The sequence below is a fragment of the Paenibacillus sp. 276b genome, from assembly GCF_900107875.1.
Taxonomy (GTDB): Bacteria; Bacillota; Bacilli; order Paenibacillales; family Paenibacillaceae; genus Paenibacillus; species Paenibacillus marchantiae.
Genome location: NZ_FNRR01000001.1, coordinates 138,077 through 160,965, shown reverse-complemented (window position 1 = coordinate 160,965; position 22,889 = coordinate 138,077). Strand labels below are relative to the sequence as shown.

Here is a 22,889-nt window from a genome sequence, read left to right as displayed (position 1 = left end):
TTCGGGAACCATTCTTGAATTTATAAATAAATGAATAGATAAGTTCTGATTTATTTCATACTGTCTTTCACAAGTGCTGCAAAAGCTTCCGAACCTTCCTTCGTCAGATGTACGCCATCTTTTTCGAAATATTCGTCATGTCCTTCACTTGCAGTGTGCCAGTCAATGAGAGATACATTGCTATAATCGGACGCCGCTTCGTTCAGTGCTTTATTCACGGTTCGTTCCCATGGGCGAGGGACTCGCACAGTAACCAGATAAACATGTTCTTCATCTTTCAAATAATCCAAAACGGAATTCAGACTTTTGGAATTGAAGGAACCGTTTGTTCCAAGCTCCAGCACGACCTGACTGCCCATTTGGTTATTTCTCTTCAGGCCATCCAGTACATCGGCAGCCTCCCACATCTGACGGCCGATATGACCGTCCACGTGCACGCCCGAAATGGTTTGTTCAAGATAAGGCTTGGCGTCCAAAATAACTGAATCTCCAATGACCGTATAATGAATCTTGCCATCTTTGGCTGGAGGGGCTGTTTCCTCTTGCTCTTTGGACGAATCTGATGTATTGACAGGATCCTCGGGTTGTTCATTACCGTTGTCTTCTGGATTTCCAGGATTGTCGGTGCTTCCTTTGGGTTTACCAACAGCATGGTTCGAGTCGCCAGGAGTTGATCCTTTCTGCTCACCTGAAGTTGGTTCCTCAGATTTCGGAGCATTACCTGGCTTCGTCGTTTGCTGTTCTCCTTTGCCTGGTGGATCTCCAGCGTTCGCCGCTGGTTTATCGTTTTTCTGTGGCGCAGGTTGGTTGTTGGCCCCGGAGGTGCTCACTGTTGCTGGAAGAACGTCCTGCCCCTTTTCCTCCGTTACGGAATGATCTCCATTCAGCGTGGCCGACATCGATACCGAATGGGAATCAGAATTCGCTGCTGACGTAATCATCATCTGTGACACCGTAAAGCACATCAACAGAATACTCATCAGCAATCCAGCGCGCTTCCACCATACGTTGCGAATACCTGTTGCATTGCGCCCTCTTCCCCATAACCGGGACCAGGAATCACGAAATCCGTTATGACGAATTGGATTTTCAATATATTTAAGTGACAAGGAGGCCAGTGCAACCGTCGCTGCAACCTGCAAAACCATTCGCACAGGATGTGCTCCACCCGTGTCTACCGTTGGACTCGTCAGAATAATGACAGGATAGTGCCACAAATATAAACCATAGGATCGTTCCCCGATCCAGCGCAATGGCTTGGCGCCAATAAGCCTTGCCAGGAAGGATGATGGATGAGCCAGTACAGCTACGAGCAAAGTCGTCGCTATAGCCTGAAGTACCATTCCTCCTCGATACAATGAAGGGTCGTACTCGCTGCTATTCAGCATCATGTAGATTAACCAAGCCAGCGCAGCTAAACCTAACACGTCCAGGACAAGGCGATTGATGCGGGCAAGGGATGACGATAGTTTGCGACTCGGCCATACCACGGCCAGTGCAGCACCAGCCAATAAGGCGAATGCTCTTGTATCTGTTCCATAATAAACACGGCTCGGGTCTAGATCCGGATTATACATGATGGCCATCGCACCAGCAGACAATTCAGCTGCTACGACAATAAAGACGACCAGCCATCCCTTTCTTTTGAACAAGACGATTGCTGCGACCAGTAGAAGGGGCCAAACAATGTAAAACTGTTCTTCCACAGCCAGCGACCAGAAATGTCCAAAGGGTGATGGAGGGCCGAAACTTTCGAAATAGGAAACGTTATGAAAGATATACCACCAATTGCTTATGTATAATACTCCCGAGACAATGTCACCACGCAACGCAGCCAGTCGAGATGGATCTGTGCAAAGCAGCCAAATCATCACCACTGCAGTCATCGTGATCATGCCAGGTAACAAGCGCCTTACTCTTCGCACCCAGAAATCACCGAGCGAAATCCGGCCACGCTCCTGCCATTGTGTCAAAAGAATATCTGTAATCAAATACCCTGATAGAACAAAGAAAATGCCTACACCGAGCAAACCGCCCGGAATAAAACCTAAATTCAGATGATACCCTATTACTGCAAGCACAGCGATGGCTCGCAAACCATCCAGTCCGTTCATATGCCGCTTGCTTTTCAACGATTGTGACATGCGAGCCCCTCCTTGACAATGTGAGTCGACATCATCCATGTCTGGGGCGTTCGTGAACTCCTTGTGGTTCTGGTTGTCATTAACATACGTATTGCACCTTCCATCATTCATTTACAACATAAAGAAGACGTGTTACTTAACCATGATGTTTTATGATTACGATTTCTTTATATCTTTGTCGTTATGTCCCGTTTAGCATTATACGCCCGAAAGATTATTCACAAATTACAGTAATAGTTACAATCCAGTGAAACGATGTAACCTTTCCTGCCAAGCATATATAGCTGTAAAATCATACTCTAATTTTATTGTTAAATACAGCATTTTTCATAGAATGGCTAATATTACCTTACCTTTTATTTCATATATGAGCAGATCCTTCTGAGGGTCTGGAGTGTACACTTATGCCAATAGGAAAAGGCTGCCGACTTGCTCAGCAGCCAATAACCATTATAAACCTATCTCTTGCCGGATTGAAAGTTTTGCTCATAATTGCATCTTGGTGCCTAGGACCCTAGAGGTAAAACGGATGAACCTTCTCCTCCGCACTCCCATCAAGAATCCGATAAGAGGATCGTCCTACGTACATTGGAATCTGCAATTTGTCCAGATTAACCATTCCATTTTCCAAGAAGTATTCCGGGTCTTGATACCGCTGTAATACTTCACCTGCAATCCATTCATGATCCCCATATGTTGTGATATCGATTACCTTGCACTCGTAAGCAAAATAAGATTCAGTCAGAATGGGTACATTCACTTTAATTCCTTCTTCGTATGTAATCCCGAATTTCGAGAATTTGTCTGTGTCTCTTCCACTGAAGGTTCCCGCAGCCTGAATCCACTCCGAATGATGACCCGGAAGGAAGTGTACCCCGAATACTCCACTCTGCTCAATCAATTCATAAGAGTACGTTTCCTTCCTCAGCGATATCCCGTAAATTCCGGGAGACGACCCAATATAGGTATGCCAGCCTGAGGCCATCACATTCTGCATGCCCTTATGACGGGATGTCACTACCGCCACCATGCCTGGATAGGAATAAAACATAGGTTCATCTATCGGTTTCCGCATCTGATCACCTCTTCGTTTTCAATTGGCCCCAAAGCTGTAACAGGCCGTTTTCTCATCCATTATTATACAATATAAGTAAAGGATGAGAAAGAATTACTTCCTTATCACAAATCACTTTTTGAAAAGAAGAGGCTGGGTGAACTATCAAATGGATTGCGTTATAATTAGCATTCATAGTAATCTTGATTAAACACAACTGAGAAATGGGGAATAGCAGTGATTGAAAAAGCAACGTTTGCCGGGGGATGTTTCTGGTGTATGGTAAGTCCCTTTGAAGAGCAGCCCGGCATTCACGGGATTATATCTGGATACATGGGTGGAACCGTAGAAAACCCTACATATGAGCAAGTATTGACCGGGGAAACGGGGCATTTGGAAGTTGTGCAAATCTCGTTTGATCCAGCCATTTTCCCATATGAGAAATTGCTTGAGCTGTACTGGCCGCAGATCGATCCCACAGATGCCACGGGTCAGGGTAATGATCGCAAAAGCCAATATCGGGCTGCCATCCTGTATCACAATGAAGAGCAACGCCAATTGGCCCTGAAATCACGAGAGGAACTTGCCAAAACAGGCCGATTCGATAAACCTGTCGTTACTGCCATTGAGGAAGCCTCCGTATTTTATCCGGCAGAAGAATATCATCAAAATTTCCATCGCAAAGATCCGAAATATTATAAAGAATCCCGGATTTATTCCGGACGCGATGAAATTATCAAGAAATATTGGAGTTAATCTCTTTAAATAATTAATTAATAAAGCGGCCACATGGGCCGCTTTTTTGTCGCATCCATTTTACAGTACACCGATTAAAGTCTTCAACTCCTCGAAGCTATCAATAACCCGATCCGCCTGAGCTAGTTCATCGGCTTGAGCAAAGTCAAAATTACATCCAATGGAAATTAAATCATTATCCTTCGCCGCCTTAATGTCAGACAAGCGATCCCCGATAACCATGCCATGAATGATCTTATATTTCTCCACGATGGAGCGTACGAGATCAGACTTATTTTGTGATGAAATCTGCTGTATGCTGAAGGTTTCCGTTACCCACTCATCCAAATGATAATAGGTTACGATGGCATTCAAGTATTCGATTTGTCCATTACTCGCTATGTATATCGGTATACTCTTCTCTTTGCAGTATTGAAAGAACTCTTCTACGTACGGATATAGTGCTCCATGGCCTGCCTCGATATTGGCAATTAACTTTTCATGAAACCATTCATTTGCTTGTTGTCTAATCTGGTCCGAGTATCCGGGCAATAAATTCTCCCAGACGACGGGCAGAGGAACTCCCATAATCTCACGGTACTTTTCTATTGGCGTATTCTGCTCCCACAATCCCTTTGATCTCAGATGATTAAAAGTGTCATGCAGAGAACTTTCCAATATTCGATCTGTCTGAAATAACGTACCATCCATATCAAAAATCAATGAAAGCATCAACAGATTCTCCTCCTTCATATTCAGGATATAGTTTGAGATATAATAGTCACTCTACTTAAGTAAAGTGACTATTCATCAACATACGTGAATACCTATCATTTTACAACCCTTCCAAACTTTCTGATTGAAATCACCCCTTATTCCAAGGTTGGTTATGAACTGCCTCTCATTCGTCCATACTATTACCTACGAATAAACCGTCATCACGAATGGCAGGGGAGGAAGCACCATGAACCGGAAAAACCCGCATCAACTTAATCAACCTGCAGCAGAACTACCCGTTCCGCTTGAATTCGATCGCAGCTGGATCACCCAACTGGAGTCCAGACTCGATAAAGGCGGCCCTTGGGGCGATTACAGACTCTTTCAACTTGGCATTCAAGCCGAAGAGACGAATCTGATTCCCAACTTTGATGAAATCCAATGTCTGAAGCATTTACAGGGACTCACCCCTCTTCCACACCAGATGGACACTGCACGCAGAGTACTGTTTGAAATGTCAGGCCGTGCCATTCTCGCCGATGAAGTTGGACTTGGCAAAACGATTGAAGCTGGTCTGATTTTGAAAGAATATATGGTCCGTGGACTTGTATCCAAAGTGCTCATTCTCGTGCCTGCGTCCCTTGTACTACAATGGGTCCGGGAGCTGAATTCCAAATTTGGCATCCCAGCGATTGCACAGAAAAAAGCCTATTCCTGGCAAAATGAAATCGTGGTTGCCTCTATGGATACAGCAAAGCGTGACCCGCATAAAGATATGCTGCTGAATACAGATTACGACATGATTATTATCGACGAGGCTCATAAGCTCAAAAATAAAAAAACAACGAACTATCAATTCATGCTGAAATTGCGGAAAAAGTACTGCCTGCTGCTTACGGCTACACCCGTACAGAATGACATGAGCGAGCTGTTCAACCTCATTAATCTGCTCAAGCCGGGACAGCTTGGCCGTCAGGGTGATTTTGCAGCCAACTTTGTCGTCGACAAACGCATTCCGAAAAATCAGGAGCAGCTTAAGGATGAGTTGTCCAAAGTCATGATCCGTAACCGTCGCGGTGAAGGACCTGTTCAATTTACCAAACGAAACGTGTCCAATGTGAATTTACAGCTTTCGCCTGAAGAACAAGCCCTTTACGATGGGGTGACTTCCTTTGTGAAGGATCAGTACCAGGAAGCCGGCGGCAATCTGAGCAGCATGCTTTCGCTAGTGACGTTGCAACGCGAAGTATGCAGCAGTCGGGATGCCGTGTTTGTGACGTTGGTCAATCTGTCGAAGAAGCTTCCACTGGACTCCCCACTGCGGGATAAGATTTGGGAACTCGTTGCCCATATTAAAGCGATCAAGGAAAATACCAAAGCGGAAAAAACAATGGAACTCGTTCGTGACATGAATGAGAAGGTTATTATTTTCACCGAATACCGTGCCACGCAGGAGTATTTGCTCAATTATTTTCGCAACAACGGCCTAACCGCTGTTCCCTACCGGGGCGGCATGAACCGTGGTAAAAAAGACTGGATGATGGACCTCTTCCGTGGCCGCGTACAGGCAATGATTGCAACCGAGGCGGGCGGTGAGGGTATCAACCTGCAATTTTGCCATCACATGATCAACTTCGACCTGCCCTGGAATCCTATGCGTGTCGAGCAGCGGATCGGTCGCGTACACCGATTGGGACAACAGCATGATGTGAACATCTACAACCTTTCGACGACAGGCACAATCGAGGAGCATATTCTGAATCTGCTTCATGAGAAGATCAATATGTTCGAGATGGTTATTGGTGGATTGGATGTCATTCTGGAGCGGCTGGAGAAGAAGGAATCGATCGAAAAGAGTTTGTACAAAATCATGCTTGAATCACAAAACGAAGAGGATATCCGCCGTAAAATGGACTCGCTTGGACAATCGTTGAACTCCATTCAGCGCGAAGTCGCAGATGAGGCACCAGCCGTATCCGGGCTTGATATTCGTAAAGGAGGCCTCTGATCATGACCATGTCACCCCATGAAGTGCAAGCGTATGTGCTCACTTACCTGGAAACACTTGATTGTCAGATTATGGAGCGTTCTCCTGCCCATGTTACGGTAAAACTTTCACCTGAAGCCGACAAGGCATTAACCAACCGTCCGTATTATTGGGGATTTGTGGAGCGAACCGGTGCACCTGCGGAGACGATGTCCTTTACATTCGTCTTTGATCCGGATGCCCATCAGCAAGCGTTGGAAGCTGAAGAAGCAAAAGCTGCACAGTTAGCTCCTCCAACCTCACCAGGTACCGGTACCCCCGAGGCTCCCAAAGATACCATTCTAGGTCGGTACTTCGGTATTGTCCCTTCTCTGCCTCAGCTGGGACCCGGACGGATTTTGAAAGAAGATGTTGTATATGGCAGTCGCAGGTTGCAACAGATCTTCAATGCAGCGCGTGAAGGCGGCGCATTCGTGAACCTGTTCGAACAGGCTGCAAAAAGGCAATTGCGAGCTACCGCGCCAGCAGTATATGAGCCATGGCTTGGTGTGTGTTTTAAAGTGGAATTCGCTTGTGATCTGAAAAAAGAGGAACTTCATTTTATCGGCATCTCCCTCAGAACAGGGGAAATTGTCGAGAAGTTCGGCTCGAAGCTGAACAGGCGTGACCTTAGCCCAAGGCTGGCTGAGAATATGCACGTACAGACCGCCAAAGTATCGCTAGCCGATGCCGGGGCAGCTCTGGAATCGCATTTGACAAATCGCTTGCTGGAACTCGACTATAGCTGGGCAGAGAAAGCCAAAGAACGGCTTGATCTGGAACTTGCTGTTGTGGATACGTACTATGAAGCAGTTCTTAGAGAGGACACCCCTGAGGTCGACGTTGATACAATCTCTGCCTCCAGCACAGACGGCAGTTCAACGGATCAGGAACATGCAGGGACCGGGCCATCTACCCAAATTCAGACTTCTCGCTCCGGCCCTACTCGTATCCAGAAAGCACATCTACAGCCCGTCGAACCAACTAGCGTGATGATTGGAGCAGATGTCGAACTCGCTGCTGAAGCTGCTGTTCAGGCAGAACCAGAAACGGACCCGGAACAGGAGAAAGCCCGCCAAGCGGTCATGGACCGGGAAGCTATGAAGCTGCAATATGAAACACGGCGTACCGAAATGATCTGGCAATATGAGCCCAAAGTGAAGGTGACCGCAATTAGCAGCGGCATGTTTCATTTGAGATAGACGACGAAGACACTACTTTTCCCGCAAATGACGGCAAAAGTAGTGTTTATTCATGAGTGGCAGCCCGACAGGTTGCAGCAACCTTTGCATAACCTGTCCTCTAAAATGGAATTAGAAACGATCACGTAGCGAAAATGGAGTCCGTTTTGTCAGGATATGTACCCCAGAAAAGTAGGTGTTAGCATGAAACGACCCTTCCACAAGGGATGGAACGTGATTCGCCGTATAACCGACATTGTAATGTGTTTTCTATGTATAATCACCCTGCTCCCCTTACTGCAAGCTGAAGGTGCTGGAATCCAAAATGCAACTAGGTCCGTACTACCCACTACATTGGCCACAAGTACGGCGGAACTTCATTCCGACACACTGGCTCCTGATGCAGTACAACAATTTGCTCGCGAGCAAGCCATCATTCTAAGTACTGAACATGAGGGGAACCATTGGAATCATGCTCAATTGGACTTTTATCCCCTCGGTCCAGGCACACGCAGCTGGTTGGTATACGCTAATGTTGGAGAGTCACCCGTTGGTTATATGATCATTTCCGCTAATGACCAAGGACAATTTCAACTTACCGAGTACGGTCAGGGAGAACAACGACCGTACAACATTTCTTTGTTGGATCAAGCTCTGGATCGACAGCAACTGGACTTGAAGAAGATGATTAATGACGGAGGAGGGCTTCAATTACGTTATGCGCCTCCCCTGCTCGCTTATTGGAAAGTGGAGAGACCTAACGATGATGCAATCTATATTGACGCAACCAACGGCGACACCTTACCAACGGGTATTTTGGATGCACTGGATACGGACTCACGGCAGGCTACGAGTCGAATGAAGTTCATAAGGTCAATATCTGTACAAGCTGTCGTGATGACCCCCGAGGATTCGCCACAAGTCTCCTCGTTGTCGTTGTCCGTTGACTCCATGGATCTGCAACCTCTCTTTGATCCCGCGGACAATCTGTTATGGATCACTTCAAAAGCACTTTCGATCAATGGCGTAAAGACATTGAATCAGCAATGGAAAGAGCATAAAAAGATCATTTTCTCTGCAGATGAGAAAAATGTCTTGTATGGCGGGGCTTTGCCTGTCAGTGGTTATCAAATCTGGCGTGACGACCGTGGAACCGTTCAAAAACAATATGTAGCTATTGGCGGGAATACTTCGGTAAGACGATTTGTACCTCTTCAGACTTTGCTGCGGGACGGGCATTTCTATGCTGTGAAACCTTGACCGATCTATACAACAAATAAGACGCCTTCCTCTGGTTCTTCATAGGAATGCGTCTTTTTCTTTGGAAGAAGCTACTACCTATGTTGGTTCTTGATTCACCCTTTACCTGAAGAGCTTCGTTTCTGCATTTTCCCCTGCGAATTCATTGCTTTTTCCTTTTTTCCAACCCATAGAGATACAGCAAAAGGAATCATTCCAAACCACTTCATAGTCCATGGCTCTTTGGCTTTGGTTCGTCCTTTACGCTCATCCTTCGGAGTGTCGATATAATAAACGACTCGCTCTGTAATGTATTTCACCAGCTCATCACTTTTGGCCATAACCTCTACCTCCTTAGCTCCGGCAAAGCCGGGGCTTATGTTATCTCTATTGTGTGCAGAAGCGATCACCAATAAACATTTTTTTTGCTGTAAGAGTATGAAAAACAGAAGAATGCACAGTCTAATGCCAAAGGTATCCATTCACTCACTTATGGCATAAGATGCCTATTTCAAGAAGGAGCGTGTATTCTCATGTATAAGCTGCTGGCCGCATCGATGGCATTGCTAATCAGCATCAGTTCCATCCCTCTGACCTCCCATGCCAGCGCGGCAAAATTTGCCTTAACCGATCTGCCTACATTGCATTCACAACAATCACCCATAAGCCCATCCATGCTGCCGGTAACCGATGGGGATGCCTATCACTCCACTCATCATGCGTTTGCAGCACCTGTCATCCTTCTAGACGTTGGTCATGGCGGCATTGACGGTGGAACAACAGACCATGGCGTACTGGAAAAAGACATCAACCTAGCCATTAGCCAAAAAGTGTATCTTCTGCTTCGCAGCAAGGGTTATGCAGTCATCATCAACCGACTTGGAGACTATGCGCTGAGTGACGAGAATCGCTGGTTAAACAGTCGCTCACGCCATCGCAGAGATTTGGCTCAACGCAAAAGCCTTAGCGAAGAGGTCAGCACCGACATCGTCGTCAGTATCCATGCCAACTGGAGTCCAAGATCAGCTGCTCGTGGCCCAGTTGTTTTACATCAGAACGAAGGAAGAAGCTACATGCTCGCAAGTTCCATTCAGAATCAGCTAAATCAATTGTACAAGACGGAGCGCGATGTGGTATGGGGCAAGCCCTTTTACCTGTTAAATCATGTGAAGCAACCCGCTGTAATTGTTGAAACCGGATTTCTGAGCAATGCACACGATCGCGCAATGATCAGCGACCCGGGCGAACAGAAACGGATTGCACAGTCCATTGCTAATGGCATTATTTATTATCTGTCGGCAGTTTAGGCTCAGCTTGCCAATGCCACACATCTCGGACCAGATCGCTAATACCGACGAACTCAATCTGACCTTTGAGCCGAGATACGGATTCATGGACAACAGCAGAGGTATTTAATCCGGTATGACCAACGTGACCGATCACTACACACACATCTTTGTCGAGAGCACGTTGGGCCGCCAAATCCATTTGCTTGCGTATTTGTTGTTTGGAATTGTGGTCATCTAGAAAAATATCGTTGCCGACGGGTGGCATATTTTTGGTGATGGCCAATTCCCCCACCACAGATCGAAAATTGGTACGACTATCCACAAAAAATAGCCCGCGCTCTTGACATACATCCAATACAATGGACATGATCCGTTTATCAGACGTAATTTTGGAACCCATATGGTTGTTCATGCCGACGGCATAAGGAACTTCATCTATGGCTTTCTCGACTCGATCACGCACTTCCTCATCCGTCAGATTGGTTGTGATCGCACCTGGCCCAAGCCATTCTGGTCTTCCCTTTTTGGGCTCCATTGGCATGTGAACAATCACATCCATTCCTTTTTCATGTGCGGCAATCGCATCTTTCTTCGTCGTTGGCAAGAATGGCATCACGGCCAACGTTAACTTAACCGGGGTCGCCAAAATTTCAGAAGTACCTTTCATGTCATTCCCCGCATCATCAATGATGATCGCCATTCGTTTACGCTGCGATTTGTCTGCCGGAGTTGGTGATATCTGACCTGAAGTTGAACCAGGTGCTTGTATTATGGTTTGCTCCGTTAACATTTGCTCTGGCTGCCCTGAACGAATTTGTGATTCCGCACTGCTGGCAGAAAAGCCAAAACCATAAACCATGAATATCGTACCTGTGAGTACCACTGACATTTTAAATTTCCAGGTGCAGGACCACCCTTTTCGTCCGGCCTTATTCATCCATCGTTCCCTCCTTTGTTCTGTCCCATCATTATTTGAACAATGAAGGGGGAATATGTAGACAAAAAAAGCCTGTTCATTCCAATGGAGCGCTGAAGGCCGCTGTGTTGGAATGATGTAAGCGATATTGGCGAGGAGCCTGACCTGTCAGTTGATGAAAAAGGCGAGAGAAGTAATGAACCGAGCTAAAATGATATTTTTCAGCAATTTGAGTGATATTTAATGTCGTGTGAAGCAAATCATACTTCGCCCGTCCAATACGAAAGTGATTCATATACTGGATGGGGGAGTATCCGGTAGATTTCCTGAACAGCTCGAAAAAATGACCACGGCTCATTTTGAGACTTTTGTGATAGATATCCAGCGGCTTGGGTGCTCCGTGAAGTAAGTCTTTCTCCAAAATTTTAAGAATATGGGCTATCCGGCGATCAGGGATTAAATGCCCCTTCTCCATGCAGCAGTTCAGAAAGTAATCGATAAACGTTTGAAAATGACGCTGAATCGTCAAGCTCCTCATAAAAGTCTGCTCATTGGTGTATGAACCACTTTTATAAAAGTCTTGGAACAGATCCTGCCAGATTCGCAACGACTCCACCTTTGAAATCTCCCTAAGTTCATATGGAAAGGCTGGGCCAACAAAAGCTTGTTGCAACACCTGCGGCGGATAACAGATCGGACAGGCCGTATCAAATACCGCTTTTCGCTCCACATAGTACCAATCAAAATAACAACACAGATGTACCATAGGGTTATCCGAATCAGCCACCCATTCATGTAATTGCCCTGCTGGAATATAGACCAGCGAACCAGGACCGAGCCTGCTGCTCAGACCATTTATACTTAATATCCCATACCCTTCGCTGATCAAGTAAATGGAACTGGTATAACAAATGCGCGGAGAACTCGACTGTCCCTTCGCAAAAGGGTATCGGGTCGCCAAATATACATAGGGATGCAAGGAAGCAAAATTCATTGGAAGTTTCCTTTCCGACTCCGTTTTTCTCGATGTTAACCTTTCATCTCCATCATCGAAAGGTACAATTGGGGACTAGAGGTACATATCAGCAGAGCACCAATTGATCTGACGATCGTGCAAATCATGGACGTCTTGCTAAATACAGCTAACTGCTGTTCAGATACAGTAATAACTGTACATCGCATGACTTCATGAGGAGGACGAATTGTGCAGAAGAAGGATAGTCTAACGAAGAGAAGAAACGAGATAAAAAAGAACAGAGGCTATGAACGGGCCAAGCAGCATCCCATTTCCTTCACTGGTCCTGCTCCGGATTTTTTTGAAGGCGCACTACTGGGCAATGGAGGACTAGGTGTTGTCGTAACAACCCGTCCAGACGCTGTGATGCTCCATTTTGGGCACAACAATGTATGGGATATTCGTCTCGCCGAAGAACACCGTGAAGAGCTCTTGACTTTCCAAGAGGTATATGACAGATTTGCTGCTCTGCCAGCTGATTTACCGCGATTAACGGATCATCCGTGGTACAAACAATATTGTGAGATGGCTGGCCAAAATTACAGTAAGGCATATCCCAAGCCCATGCCCTGCGGGTCACTACTGCTGCGGTATGATCGGCGAAAGGCCGAAGTCATCGGCCACACCATGGATATTGCCAACGGCCTTTGCACGATTGATTTCCTGATCGATGGCAAACCTGCTGTATTCGAACTCTTTGTGGAAGGAGCGCACGACCGGGTCTGGATGAAAGTAAGCGATGCCGCGACGGGTGCTCTGGTTCCCTTATTCGAGGAGATCAAGCTGATTCCTGATCCCGAAACACCGCCTGAATTTCCTCAAGCAGCAATCGTAACCAGTGAAATTACGGGTAGACAGTCATTTACGCAAATTTTGCCGCATGTTGAGCATCCCGCTACGCCCTATATCACACATGAAAAAGATAGAGCTTTCCGGCTCGCTGTTCGCTCGTCTGGATTAACAGCAATGAAGAAACATGCTTTGCATCATCAGACGCTCGCATCCAACGGCTGTCCTCTGGGAGAACCTGAACTCGGCTTTTTGGCCTGTGCAGAGCTCTGGGAAGGCCTTTACAGTGAACTCAATATTGAGGCCGACCCGCCAAAACTGTCTTCCTTTAGTCAAGCTAAGGAAGAATCGAATGTAATGTGGCGTGATTATTGGAGCCGCTCCTCCGTCTCTCTGGAAGATGAATTTCTGGAGCGTATCTGGTACCACAATCTTTACTTTTTTAATTGTGCCGTGAGAGAGGGCGTTACCTGTCCAGGCCTATTCGCCAACTGGAGCTACCGTACCATCGGTGCAGACTGGCATGGGGATTACCACATGAATTACAACACACAGCAGCCATTTTGGCTCGCATTCTCCAGCAATCATCTCGACAAACATCTGCCCTACGTGGATATGGTTGATCATGTACTTCCCATCAGCCGAGCATGGGCACGTGATTATTACGGACTAAGCGGAGCTTATTTCCCCCACTCAGCCTATCCTGTTGAGATGTCCATGATGCCCTACCCTGTCCCGCACTGGGGATGGGAAATCTGTGAGACGCCTTGGACCGTACAAAGTCTATGGTGGCACTATCGATATTCCATGGACGAGACGTTCCTGCGTGATCGTGCATTTCAACCCATGAAGGAAGCCGTGCTGTTCATGGTCGATTACATGAATCGTCCGGAAGCACAGGGTGAACGCTGGGGAGATGGTAATTATCACATTTTTCCGACGGTGGTGCCGGAGCTATATGAGATTTCACCCGGCTTTGCCAAAAACAAAGACTGCCTGATCGACCTGACACTGACGCGATTTCTGTTCAATGCGTTCACCCAGGCCTGCGGTGTTCTTGAAAGGATAAAATCCGAGCAGGAACTGCTAGAGAATGTAGAGGAGATTTTAAACCAGTTCCCTTCTTATCCCACAGCCGAATCACGCAACGGTCCAGTCTTTGTGTCGGTGGAGGGGGAAGATCCTGACGTGGTGTATAACGTCCCGATTCCTATTACGACTGTATTTCCAGGTGAAGATCACGGGCTTCATTCGTCAGAGGAGGAATATCAGACCGCAGTAAACTCCTACCTTAACCACCGCAACGAAGGCGGGAATGAACTGGTATTCTTTCATCTTGCCGGAGCCCGGCTTGGCGTATTGGATCTGGAACGCTTCAAGCGTCAAATCCAGTATTGTCTGCTACCAAACGGCACTTGCACAGATCGGGTCCTCATGAGCGGTGGTCGCTATGCTGACACGGAGAACTTCGATTTCATGTCACGCATGGGCATCTGGTTCGAAAATTTCTCCCTGCCTGCCGTTATCAATGAATGCCTTCTTCAAAGTTATAATGGCACCCTGCGCTTCTTTCCCAATTGGCCGAATGGACAAAAAGCAGAGTTCCATACTCTCCGTGCTGTGGGAGGCTTCCTTGTCAGCGCGGCTTTTGTGGATGGGGAGACGGATTGGATCGAGATTGAGAGCGAAGCTGGTACTTCCCTAACCTTCTATATCCCATGGGCAGAAGGGGCATTGTGCACAGTTTCTTCTGGTGAACAATATATGTTTTCTGGTCAGGTTGGCAAGATCTCAACCGTAGCAGGAGATATCATCTCCATTGTTAAAGCGACGTTTTAGCGTATCTTGTAAAATGTGACCATAAATAAGAAGCGTCCCTGACCATCCCGAGACGCTTCTTAGTACCAAATTTACTCTTCAATTACTTGGAAGACCACAGTTCCATACGCTGAGCATATTTCTCGTTAATGATATCTTCCACTTTCTCATCGCCAGCCTTCTTCATATCCTCCAGCATCTTGTCAAATACGGAGTTGGCTTCAGCTTCACTTGGAGCAATAATGGCTCTCGTAATGCTCTGATCCATAATATCCTTCACCTTCTGGGCCGTCAGTGCTTGAGGTGTTCCCCCATCCGGATTCAGGTTATCATACTGTGCTGTATCCCATACGGAATCACCAAGACTCTTGAGGGCCAGTTCATCCACTTCACTGCGTTGGAATTTAACGGCCATGTCGTACGGCTGTCCATTTGGATCCAGGCCATTTTTGACAAACCATAACCATTTACGAACGCCACTTTTCTTCACCGTATCATCCCAGTTATCCTTGAAGCTTTTCAGGAATGCAGGGTCCGGTTGTCGCTTGCCATCCACCATAGTGTATTGCTCGCCTTCCTTGCCCCACAGCAGCAAATGCTGTCCTTCATCACTCGCCAGATAATTAAACAGCTTTATGGTTTCTTCCGGGTGTTTGTTGTTTTTGGTAATCGCAATGGCATCCCATCCAAGCGAGCTTCTTGGGCCAAATGTTGTTTGAGCCGGGTCTACACCTGGAGCAACAACCTTGTATGCGAACAACTGATTTTTTTCCCCGCCATCTTTCTTCAAGGCGCCATTGCCGTTACCTGGGTCCCAATAGGCACCTGGTGTAGAGAATACTGCGCCAGTCGTCAGCTTTTGAATCCAAGTCTGTGTTTTGCTGATCGCAAATTCCTTCTCAATCAGACCTTCTCTATATAAGCGATTGATATATAACAGCATCTCGCGATATTTGGGGTCTTTAACATCATATTGCAGACGTCCATTGTTGTCATAGTAGGCTTTTAAGCCCCACATGCCTTTGAATGTTCCCAAATTCGCGCCCATGTTCTCACCGTTCATCGTCATGGGAATGGACTCTTTGCCATCAATCGTGTTGTATTTTTCTTTAAAGTTTTTCAGGAGTGCTTCAAACTCATCCGTTGTAAGTGGCTTTGAACCATCTGCTTTGTCTGGAAGAAACTCTTCCAGCAGGTTTTGTCTCATCAGCATACCGAAGACCGGATCACTGTCGAGTCCATACCAGTTTGCCAGATAGTAGTTCTTGCCGTCTGTATAACGTGTTTTGGTCAAGGTTTCGCCATACATCTCTTTCAAGTCAGAACCATACTTTTCAATTAACTCATCCAGTGGAATGAATGCACCGCTTGAAATGTACTTATCAAGTGAAGCGTCTCCCCGACTCATGACCACCACATCCGGATAGTCACCACTGGCGAGCATCAAGCTTAGTTTTTCCGTTGGATTACCTGTTGGTTGTTGGATGGAGATCTCTATGCCCGTCTTTTTGGTAATTTCCTGGGCAATTGCATCGGTAAATGGTTCTCCTTTGGTATTGCCATCAAACCACGTCAGCGTAATCGGCCCTTGTTCCCCATCTTTACCCGCTGTATTATTCTCCCCATCATTGGAGGAGCAGCCCGCAAGTAAACCAAAGACTAATGCAGCCGTAATTCCCATGTTCATCCATTTTTTTGTCTTTATCATTGACACCCTAATTCCTCCCAATGAATAAATTCCTGTAGTGCTAGATTGAGCATTTCCAAAACGATCTTTGCCCACCCCCTTTCAGGGAGAAGCCACCGGACAAGCCTTCCCTGCAACCGGATCACGGAATAGATTAACTCTTAACAGCTCCCAAAGTCATGCCTTTAACAAAGTATTTTTGCAGGAACGGGTACACCATAACGATTGGTAAGGTGGCCACCATGGTAGCAGCCATTCGAATGGTATCACTCGAAACAGCATTTCGTTTAGCAGAGTTGGCCAGCATCTGCGATTGTGAAATCATGCCGCCAGTCTGAAATTGATTCAAGATTTTAACGAGCACGGCCTGCAGGGTCTTCAGGTCCGAGCTGTAGGTGAACGCATAGGAATCAAACCAGGCATTCCAATGCCCAATCGCTTGAAAAAGTCCTATTGTGGCAAGTACAGGTGTTGTCAGCGGCATCACAATCCGGAAGAAAATCGTCAGATCGTTAGCCCCATCTACCCTGGCCGATTCTTCAATCTCATGGGGCAGCTGCTCCATAAAGGTACGGACAATAATCATATAGAAGACATTCATCAAACTTGGCAAAATGAACACCGAAAATGTATCGATCATGTTCAGTGCCTTAAGCACCATGTAGAAAGGAATGAGTCCACCACTGAAATACATGGTAAAGATAAAGTACAGGTTCCAGCCTTTGCGACCAACCAGATTCCGCCGACTTAGCGGATACGCAAGCATCGTAATGACGAGAACCGATAGCGGTGCGCCAATCAGCGTCCGTTTGACGGTTACCCACAGCCCGTTTAAAATCTCACTATCTTTCAAAATCTGCTGATAGCTGTCCAAGGTCAAGTCCCTGGGCCACAAGTAAACGCCGCCCCGTACCGTATCCTCCGCGCTGTTCAATGAAAGAACGAGTATATTCCAAAACGGAAGAAATGTAACCAGTAATACGAGAATAAGAATGAAATACACAATAATTTTGAAAATACGATCCCCGAATCTGTTCAGAATCATCACAAGCGCTCCCCTCTGTCTTTTGTAGTTAGAACAACGCCTGGTCGTTCACTTTTCTGGAAATCCGGTTCACGATGAGGACAAGAATAAAGGCAACAACGGATTTGAACATCCCCACGGCAGCACCGTAAGAGAACATGCTGTTCTGTAGTCCGTATTTGTAAGCATAAATATCAATTACTTCGGAGTATTCAAGCACGGTATTATTTTGCAGCAGGTATTGCTGTTCAAATCCTGCATTCAAAATGCCTCCAACCGCGAGAATAGCCAATATGACAATAGTAGGGCGCATGGATGGCAGCGTTATATGCCACATTTGCTTAAATCGGCTGGCTCCGTCCACCCTGGCCGCTTCGTAGAGCTCCGGATTAATGGATGCGATTGCGGCGAGATACATAATGGCGCTGAACCCCATCTCTTTCCACATGTTCGACAATGCGATAATCCACCAGAATAGAGGCCCGTTCTGCAAAAATGCGACTGGTTCTTTGACAATGCCCAGCAGAACCAGAATATTGTTAAGCATTCCATCCGAAGCAAGCAGCGTAATTACAATGTTGGCTGCAATAACCCATGAGATAAAATGCGGCAGATAAGAAACCGTCTGTACAAAACGTTTGAAAAATCCCTGTCTCGCTTCATTAAGTACAAGCGCGAGAATGATTGGCGCAGGAAATCCGAAGAACAGCGTCAGCAAGCTTGTCGCAAGCGTATTACGCATAACCCGATAGAAATCCCCTGTTGTAAAGAAATACTCAAACCACTGGAAACCTACAAATTCGGCATGGAAGAACTGGTATAAAAAAGATCCCCCACCCGGCTGATAATTCGTAAACGCCATATACAGTCCGAACATCGGACCATAGGAAAATAGCAATGTCGCAATGAAGGCAGGAAGCATAAGCACGAATAACCATTTTTGCTCTTTTAGTCTGCTTATCAGATTATTGCTCCTGACTGTTTTGATAGCGCTTACCTTATGCATTAAGTACCCTCCCTTTTTCTATACAGCAGCATGGCCGGCCATATCTTGATTCAACTTCTCTCCTATTTATCATAAATTTGACGCAGATCGCTTGCCATAGTCGAATTCTCCGAAAGATACCGCTTTTTAAAGATGTTTTTGTAAAAAGAGAGGATTGGTTTTCCATATTCACTCTGCTATGATGAATTGTGCAACGAATAATCAGTCAAGAGAGGGCTTCCAAATGCGCCAATTCTATCGAAAATACATATACATGCCTTTTGTTAACCTGAGCTTTCGTTCCAAACTATTTATGGTATTTGTACTCGTCACCATCATTCCAATGATGTTATTGGTTTATTTTTCCTATGAACTTACCAAAACGAAACTTACCGAGCAGATCTACATCAACATGACGAACTCCACAGCTCAGATCACTAAAAATCTGGAGAATAAACTGGATAGCTACGAACATATTTCCGCCTCCATTTATTTGGATAACCGCCTTGCCAATTACCTTACGAACGAGTATCAGGATGATCCGTCTTATTTGGATGTCTATAATTATATTGGCAATCGAATCGACACCGTGATGGCTGCCTACCCCGATTTTGATAGCGCATTCATTTATTCAGACAATCCATCTCTGCCCAAAGACAATTATTATATCCGGCCGATTACACCCGAAGTTCAGAACACGGAACTGTTCCACAAATTGAAACAATCCTATGGGAACATTATTCATCTCTCATCGCCGCAGACAGAGAATAGTCCCGCCATGTTTACGCTTGCCCGGCTGCTGAACAACAACAGTAATCAGTATCCCTACGGAATGCTGGTCTTTCAAATTTCCGAGTCTGTCATCTACTCTCTCATGGAAAAAGAAGCAGGCGGCAAAGATATCTTTATTATAAATGACAAGGGCATTATTCTTTCTTCAGCGGACAAACAGTTAATCAATACAAGCTTGCCCGAATTGCTTCATCAAAATTTTGACGAGACGCCTTCAGGCAGATTTGATACAACTTATCAAGACGTGAAGGCTCTAGCGGTCTATAACACGCTTAAAAATGGCTGGAAAACGGTGTCCATCTTCCCTTACGACAGTATTATCAAAGATGCCAAATCTCTCTCTCAGCTTATTATCAAAATTTCACTGGGCTTCATCGGCGTGGCGCTGTTGCTCATTTATATTACTGCATCGCTGTTCAGCAAACGTATCAGGACGTTAATTCGCATGATTCGGCGCATTGAACGGGGGGATTTCAATCCTACCCATGAGGAACAAATGGGCAATGATGAGATAGGACAGCTTCACTTTGCATTCGAACAGATGACAACCCGGCTGAAAAGTCTGGTTACGGAGGTCTACCAGAAGGAGCTACAGAGTAAGGAAGCCGAGCTTGACCTGCTTCAAGCTCAGATCAATCCTCACTTTCTGTATAACACACTCGGCTCGATCTCCTCTCTGGCCGTAAAGCATCAGGATCCGCAGATCCAGGATATGGTCCTTCATCTAGCCAAGTTTTATCGGATATCCCTGAATAAAGGAAAGAGCATCCTGACCATCAATGAGGAATTGAAATTGACGCAGAGCTATAATGCCATTCAGCTTATTCGATTTAAAGGCAAGCTGAATATCACCTACACGATAGATCAATCGATCTTGCCCTACTCGACCGTAAAGCTTGCGTTACAGCCTTTTGTGGAGAATGCAGTGATTCATGCACTTTGGAACCAGGATCGGCCCCTAAATATCCATATCAAGGGCGTCATCGAGAACAATAGTATCATCTTATCTGTTATAGACGATGGAATGGGCATGCGGCGTGAGACGCTTCAGTCTTTGTTTGAAGAGAAAGAAGGACGCGGCTATGGCATTTCAAATGTGGATCGGAGAATTAAGCTGAAATTTGGTGAATATTACGGTGTAAAAGTGTATAGCAAACTAGGCATGGGAACCACGGTCCAAATCCGTCTGCCACAAAAAGAGATCCAATAAAAAAGGAGTGCAGTGCAGCCACTAGTGGCTTGCAAAGCACTCCTATTAAACCATTCTACAGCATCCTTTTATACCTGCTCACGGATACGATACACCAGGCTGTCGAAATCGCCACGTAGAGGCAATTCCACCCCAATGTTCATCAGCGCACGGCCACTGACCGATAATCCCAGTCCTTCAATGAGATAGGTCTTGTCAGCCTGAAGACCTGCCAAACGCAGTCTAGGCAACGGTTCACCCAGCTTCTGCGAGTGAAGAAAAGCGAACAGCACATGTTCACTTGCGGCAGCATCGCTGTACTGGACAGCCGTAACCCCCTTATGGCGAAGCTCAGTCAGACGGAATTGTCTGCCGAATTGCACGAGATGGCGAATGCCTTTGTACTGACCGATGAATTCCCCGGACTGCTCAATCCATTCATCACTCCACTCGTTCAGATTGGAGCCAATACCAAGCGTGCCCATCATTGCGCTGTGGAAACGATACTTCAGGGAGACGTTTCGACCGTTCATTCCTGTAGGTGACTCAGTTACCCAACAGGTCATCATACGTGGTGCGTACGTATAGGAGAAGCCTTCCTGAATGCTCAGACGGTCGAACGCATCCGTATTGTCACTCGGCCAGGACTGGTCGGCATAACGGAAGATACCCAAATCAATTCGCGAGCCACCTCCTGCGCAAGTCTCAAACTCCACATCCGGGAACTTGGCTCTCAGCTGTGCCCAGATATCATAGAGACTCTGAACATGCCTTACCCATACTTCTTTCTGGCGGTTAATAGGGTGCCCCTTCATGCCAGGTTCTGTGATGGTCCGGTTCATGTCCCATTTAATGAACTTAATCTCATGGTTGCCAAGCAGTTCGGTCATAAAATCGATAATGTATTGCTTAACCTCCGGCTTGGAAATATTCAGCAGCAGCTGATTGCGAAGCTCCGTACGTCCCCGGGTCTCAAAATGATATACCCAGTCTGGATGTGCTCTATAGAGATCACTATCTGGGTTGACCGACTCCGGCTCTACCCATATGCCGAACTCCATCCCAAGTCCGTGAACCCGGTCAATCAGCTCAACAAGTCCGTTCGGGAACTTCTCCATATTCACGTTCCAGTCGCCCAACCCCGCTCGGTCGGAATGCCGCTGTCCAAACCAGCCGTCATCCACGACGAACAGCTCCACGCCCATCTTGGCTGCCCGCTCGGCAAGCGCCATTTGGTCCTGTGCGTTAACATCGAAGTAGGTAGCTTCCCAGGAGTTGTACAGCACTTTCCCGATTTCACTGCGAGGCAGTATGTAATTGTATTGATATTGATGCAAGCGGTGGCTCATTCCGCCAAAGCCTTCTGGGCTGAATCCGCCGACAAAGACAGGCGTCTCAAACGTTTCGCCCGCACCCAGCAACCATTCATTGTCAAAATCATTGATGCCACCTGTTACCCGCACATGCGTGAATGGGGTCTTCTCCGCAACAATCTTCCAGTTGCCGCTCCAGGCCAGAGCACCAAACCATACCCCGCCGCCGCTTTCTGTCGAAAGACCATCATCAATCGCAAACCATGGGTTGGCATGACCGTCCGTGAAACCTCTCCGCGATTCAAGTATCTTTTTTCCCTCTGTCAAAACGGTATTGCGCAGTTGGAATTCACCCGACCATTTCCCTGTAACATGCGTCAGGCGGTAATCCTGGAGATATGGCAATGTCCAGGCTGCGGAATGCATACTTTCCAGCACGATATCCTCCTGTCCCGTATTTACGATATTGGCGTAACGCTCCACCAGGTCCAATTCCGGGATGACCCGATATATCAGCTGCGTTTCAAGTGTATAGACCTGATCCTTCAACGTGATAATCAACGTCTGTCTGCCATCTTGTTCAATGATTTCGTGACGGTCATACTTTACCTGAAGATCGCGGACACCATCAGACATACGCAGCTTCAGAGATGGCTCTGTATAAGATGCTCCTCCCCAGAAGCTGTACTCCTCCACCTCTCCTTCCACTTCCGCGTCAAAAGAGCTATGGGATTGTAGATGGAGCAACGGAGCGCTGTCCTCGATGTCCACAGGGTTACCCCAATACAGATGCTGGAGGTGTTCCCTCTCATTAATTCCGAAAATGTAGGACGAATTTTGCGTCTGTATTGCAAATATACGTAGTTGTTCATTATATTGAATCGTCAAGTTTATCATCCTTTCGAGTTCCTGTTTCCCTCGTGCTGTGTGTTGTGAACATACCTATTATTGTAGGAAGCAGGAGTTAAATTAGCCA

General features: G+C 46.4%; 16 protein-coding genes and 1 pseudogene. 7 read left to right on the top strand and 10 right to left on the bottom strand.

Annotated elements, in window-relative coordinates:
• Positions 1-50: 50 nt before the first annotated feature.
• Positions 51-2,144: an acyltransferase family protein gene (locus BLV50_RS00710; protein WP_090805239.1), complete on the bottom strand. Its 2,094-nt coding sequence runs from the start codon at positions 2,142-2,144 to the stop codon at positions 51-53.
• A 514-nt stretch (positions 2,145-2,658) separates the two neighbouring features.
• Positions 2,659-3,219, bottom strand: coding sequence for a flavin reductase family protein (locus BLV50_RS00705; protein WP_090805236.1), 561 nt, complete (start codon positions 3,217-3,219; stop codon positions 2,659-2,661).
• Positions 3,220-3,438: 219 nt separating this feature from the next.
• Here BLV50_RS00705 and msrA point away from each other — a divergent pair, with 219 nt between their 5' ends.
• A complete protein-coding gene (gene msrA / locus BLV50_RS00700; RefSeq protein WP_076289735.1) occupies positions 3,439-3,954 on the top strand; it encodes a peptide-methionine (S)-S-oxide reductase MsrA in 516 nt (171 codons plus the stop codon).
• 60 nt (positions 3,955-4,014) lie between these two features.
• Here the strand turns inward: msrA and BLV50_RS00695 are convergent.
• Positions 4,015-4,707 (bottom strand): annotated as a pseudogene (locus tag BLV50_RS00695) (HAD family hydrolase); the annotation flags it as partial.
• A gap of 190 nt (positions 4,708-4,897) precedes the next feature.
• Here BLV50_RS00695 and BLV50_RS00690 point away from each other — a divergent pair.
• From BLV50_RS00690 to BLV50_RS00680, 3 genes are all read left to right on the top strand, one after another.
• Complete coding sequence (locus tag BLV50_RS00690) at positions 4,898-6,658, top strand: DEAD/DEAH box helicase (protein WP_090805231.1); 1,761 nt, start codon at positions 4,898-4,900, stop codon at positions 6,656-6,658.
• A 2-nt stretch (positions 6,659-6,660) separates the two neighbouring features.
• Entirely contained in the window at positions 6,661-7,878 is a 1,218-nt protein-coding gene (locus BLV50_RS00685) for a YqhG family protein (RefSeq protein ID WP_090805228.1), read from the top strand.
• A 333-nt stretch (positions 7,879-8,211) separates the two neighbouring features.
• Positions 8,212-9,117: a hypothetical protein gene (locus tag BLV50_RS00680; protein WP_090805225.1), complete on the top strand. Its 906-nt coding sequence runs from the start codon at positions 8,212-8,214 to the stop codon at positions 9,115-9,117.
• 95 nt (positions 9,118-9,212) lie between these two features.
• Here the strand turns inward: BLV50_RS00680 and BLV50_RS00675 are convergent, their stop codons facing one another.
• A complete protein-coding gene (locus BLV50_RS00675; RefSeq protein WP_090805223.1) occupies positions 9,213-9,437 on the bottom strand; it encodes a YqzE family protein in 225 nt (74 codons plus the stop codon).
• Between the two features lie 192 nt (positions 9,438-9,629).
• On the opposite strand from BLV50_RS00675, the gene BLV50_RS00670 reads away from it, so the two are divergent.
• Positions 9,630-10,403 carry an N-acetylmuramoyl-L-alanine amidase family protein gene (locus BLV50_RS00670; RefSeq protein ID WP_072732322.1) on the top strand — a complete coding sequence of 258 codons (774 nt, stop codon included), beginning with the start codon at positions 9,630-9,632 and terminating at the stop codon, positions 10,401-10,403.
• Here the strand turns inward: BLV50_RS00670 and BLV50_RS00665 are convergent.
• Positions 10,378-11,322: a divergent polysaccharide deacetylase family protein gene (locus BLV50_RS00665; protein ID WP_240321373.1), complete on the bottom strand. Its 945-nt coding sequence runs from the start codon at positions 11,320-11,322 to the stop codon at positions 10,378-10,380. The genes BLV50_RS00670 and BLV50_RS00665 overlap by 26 nt on opposite strands.
• A 76-nt stretch (positions 11,323-11,398) precedes the next feature.
• Positions 11,399-12,295, bottom strand: coding sequence for an AraC family transcriptional regulator (locus BLV50_RS00660; protein ID WP_090805220.1), 897 nt, complete (start codon positions 12,293-12,295; stop codon positions 11,399-11,401).
• Positions 12,296-12,505: 210 nt separating this feature from the next.
• On the opposite strand from BLV50_RS00660, the gene BLV50_RS00655 reads away from it, so the two are divergent.
• Positions 12,506-14,944: a glycosyl hydrolase family 95 catalytic domain-containing protein gene (locus tag BLV50_RS00655; RefSeq protein ID WP_090805216.1), complete on the top strand. Its 2,439-nt coding sequence runs from the start codon at positions 12,506-12,508 to the stop codon at positions 14,942-14,944.
• 82 nt (positions 14,945-15,026) lie between these two features.
• On the opposite strand, the gene BLV50_RS00650 is transcribed toward BLV50_RS00655, so the two are convergent.
• The 3 genes from BLV50_RS00650 to BLV50_RS00640 form a co-directional block, all read right to left on the bottom strand.
• Positions 15,027-16,631, bottom strand: a complete 1,605-nt coding sequence (locus BLV50_RS00650) for an extracellular solute-binding protein (protein ID WP_256337821.1) — start codon at positions 16,629-16,631, stop codon at positions 15,027-15,029.
• A gap of 133 nt (positions 16,632-16,764) precedes the next feature.
• Complete coding sequence (locus tag BLV50_RS00645) at positions 16,765-17,655, bottom strand: carbohydrate ABC transporter permease (RefSeq protein WP_063564764.1); 891 nt, start codon at positions 17,653-17,655, stop codon at positions 16,765-16,767.
• A gap of 28 nt (positions 17,656-17,683) precedes the next feature.
• Positions 17,684-18,640, bottom strand: coding sequence for an ABC transporter permease (locus tag BLV50_RS00640; RefSeq protein WP_063564765.1), 957 nt, complete (start codon positions 18,638-18,640; stop codon positions 17,684-17,686).
• 253 nt (positions 18,641-18,893) lie between these two features.
• Between BLV50_RS00640 and BLV50_RS00635 the strand changes: the two genes are divergently transcribed.
• Entirely contained in the window at positions 18,894-20,621 is a 1,728-nt protein-coding gene (locus tag BLV50_RS00635) for a cache domain-containing sensor histidine kinase (protein ID WP_170867765.1), read from the top strand.
• Between the two features lie 68 nt (positions 20,622-20,689).
• Here the strand turns inward: BLV50_RS00635 and BLV50_RS00630 are convergent, their stop codons facing one another.
• Positions 20,690-22,810 (bottom strand): alpha-galactosidase, encoded by a 2,121-nt coding sequence (locus BLV50_RS00630; protein WP_090805211.1) that lies wholly within the window; start codon positions 22,808-22,810, stop codon positions 20,690-20,692.
• Between the last annotated feature and the right edge of the window lie 79 nt (positions 22,811-22,889).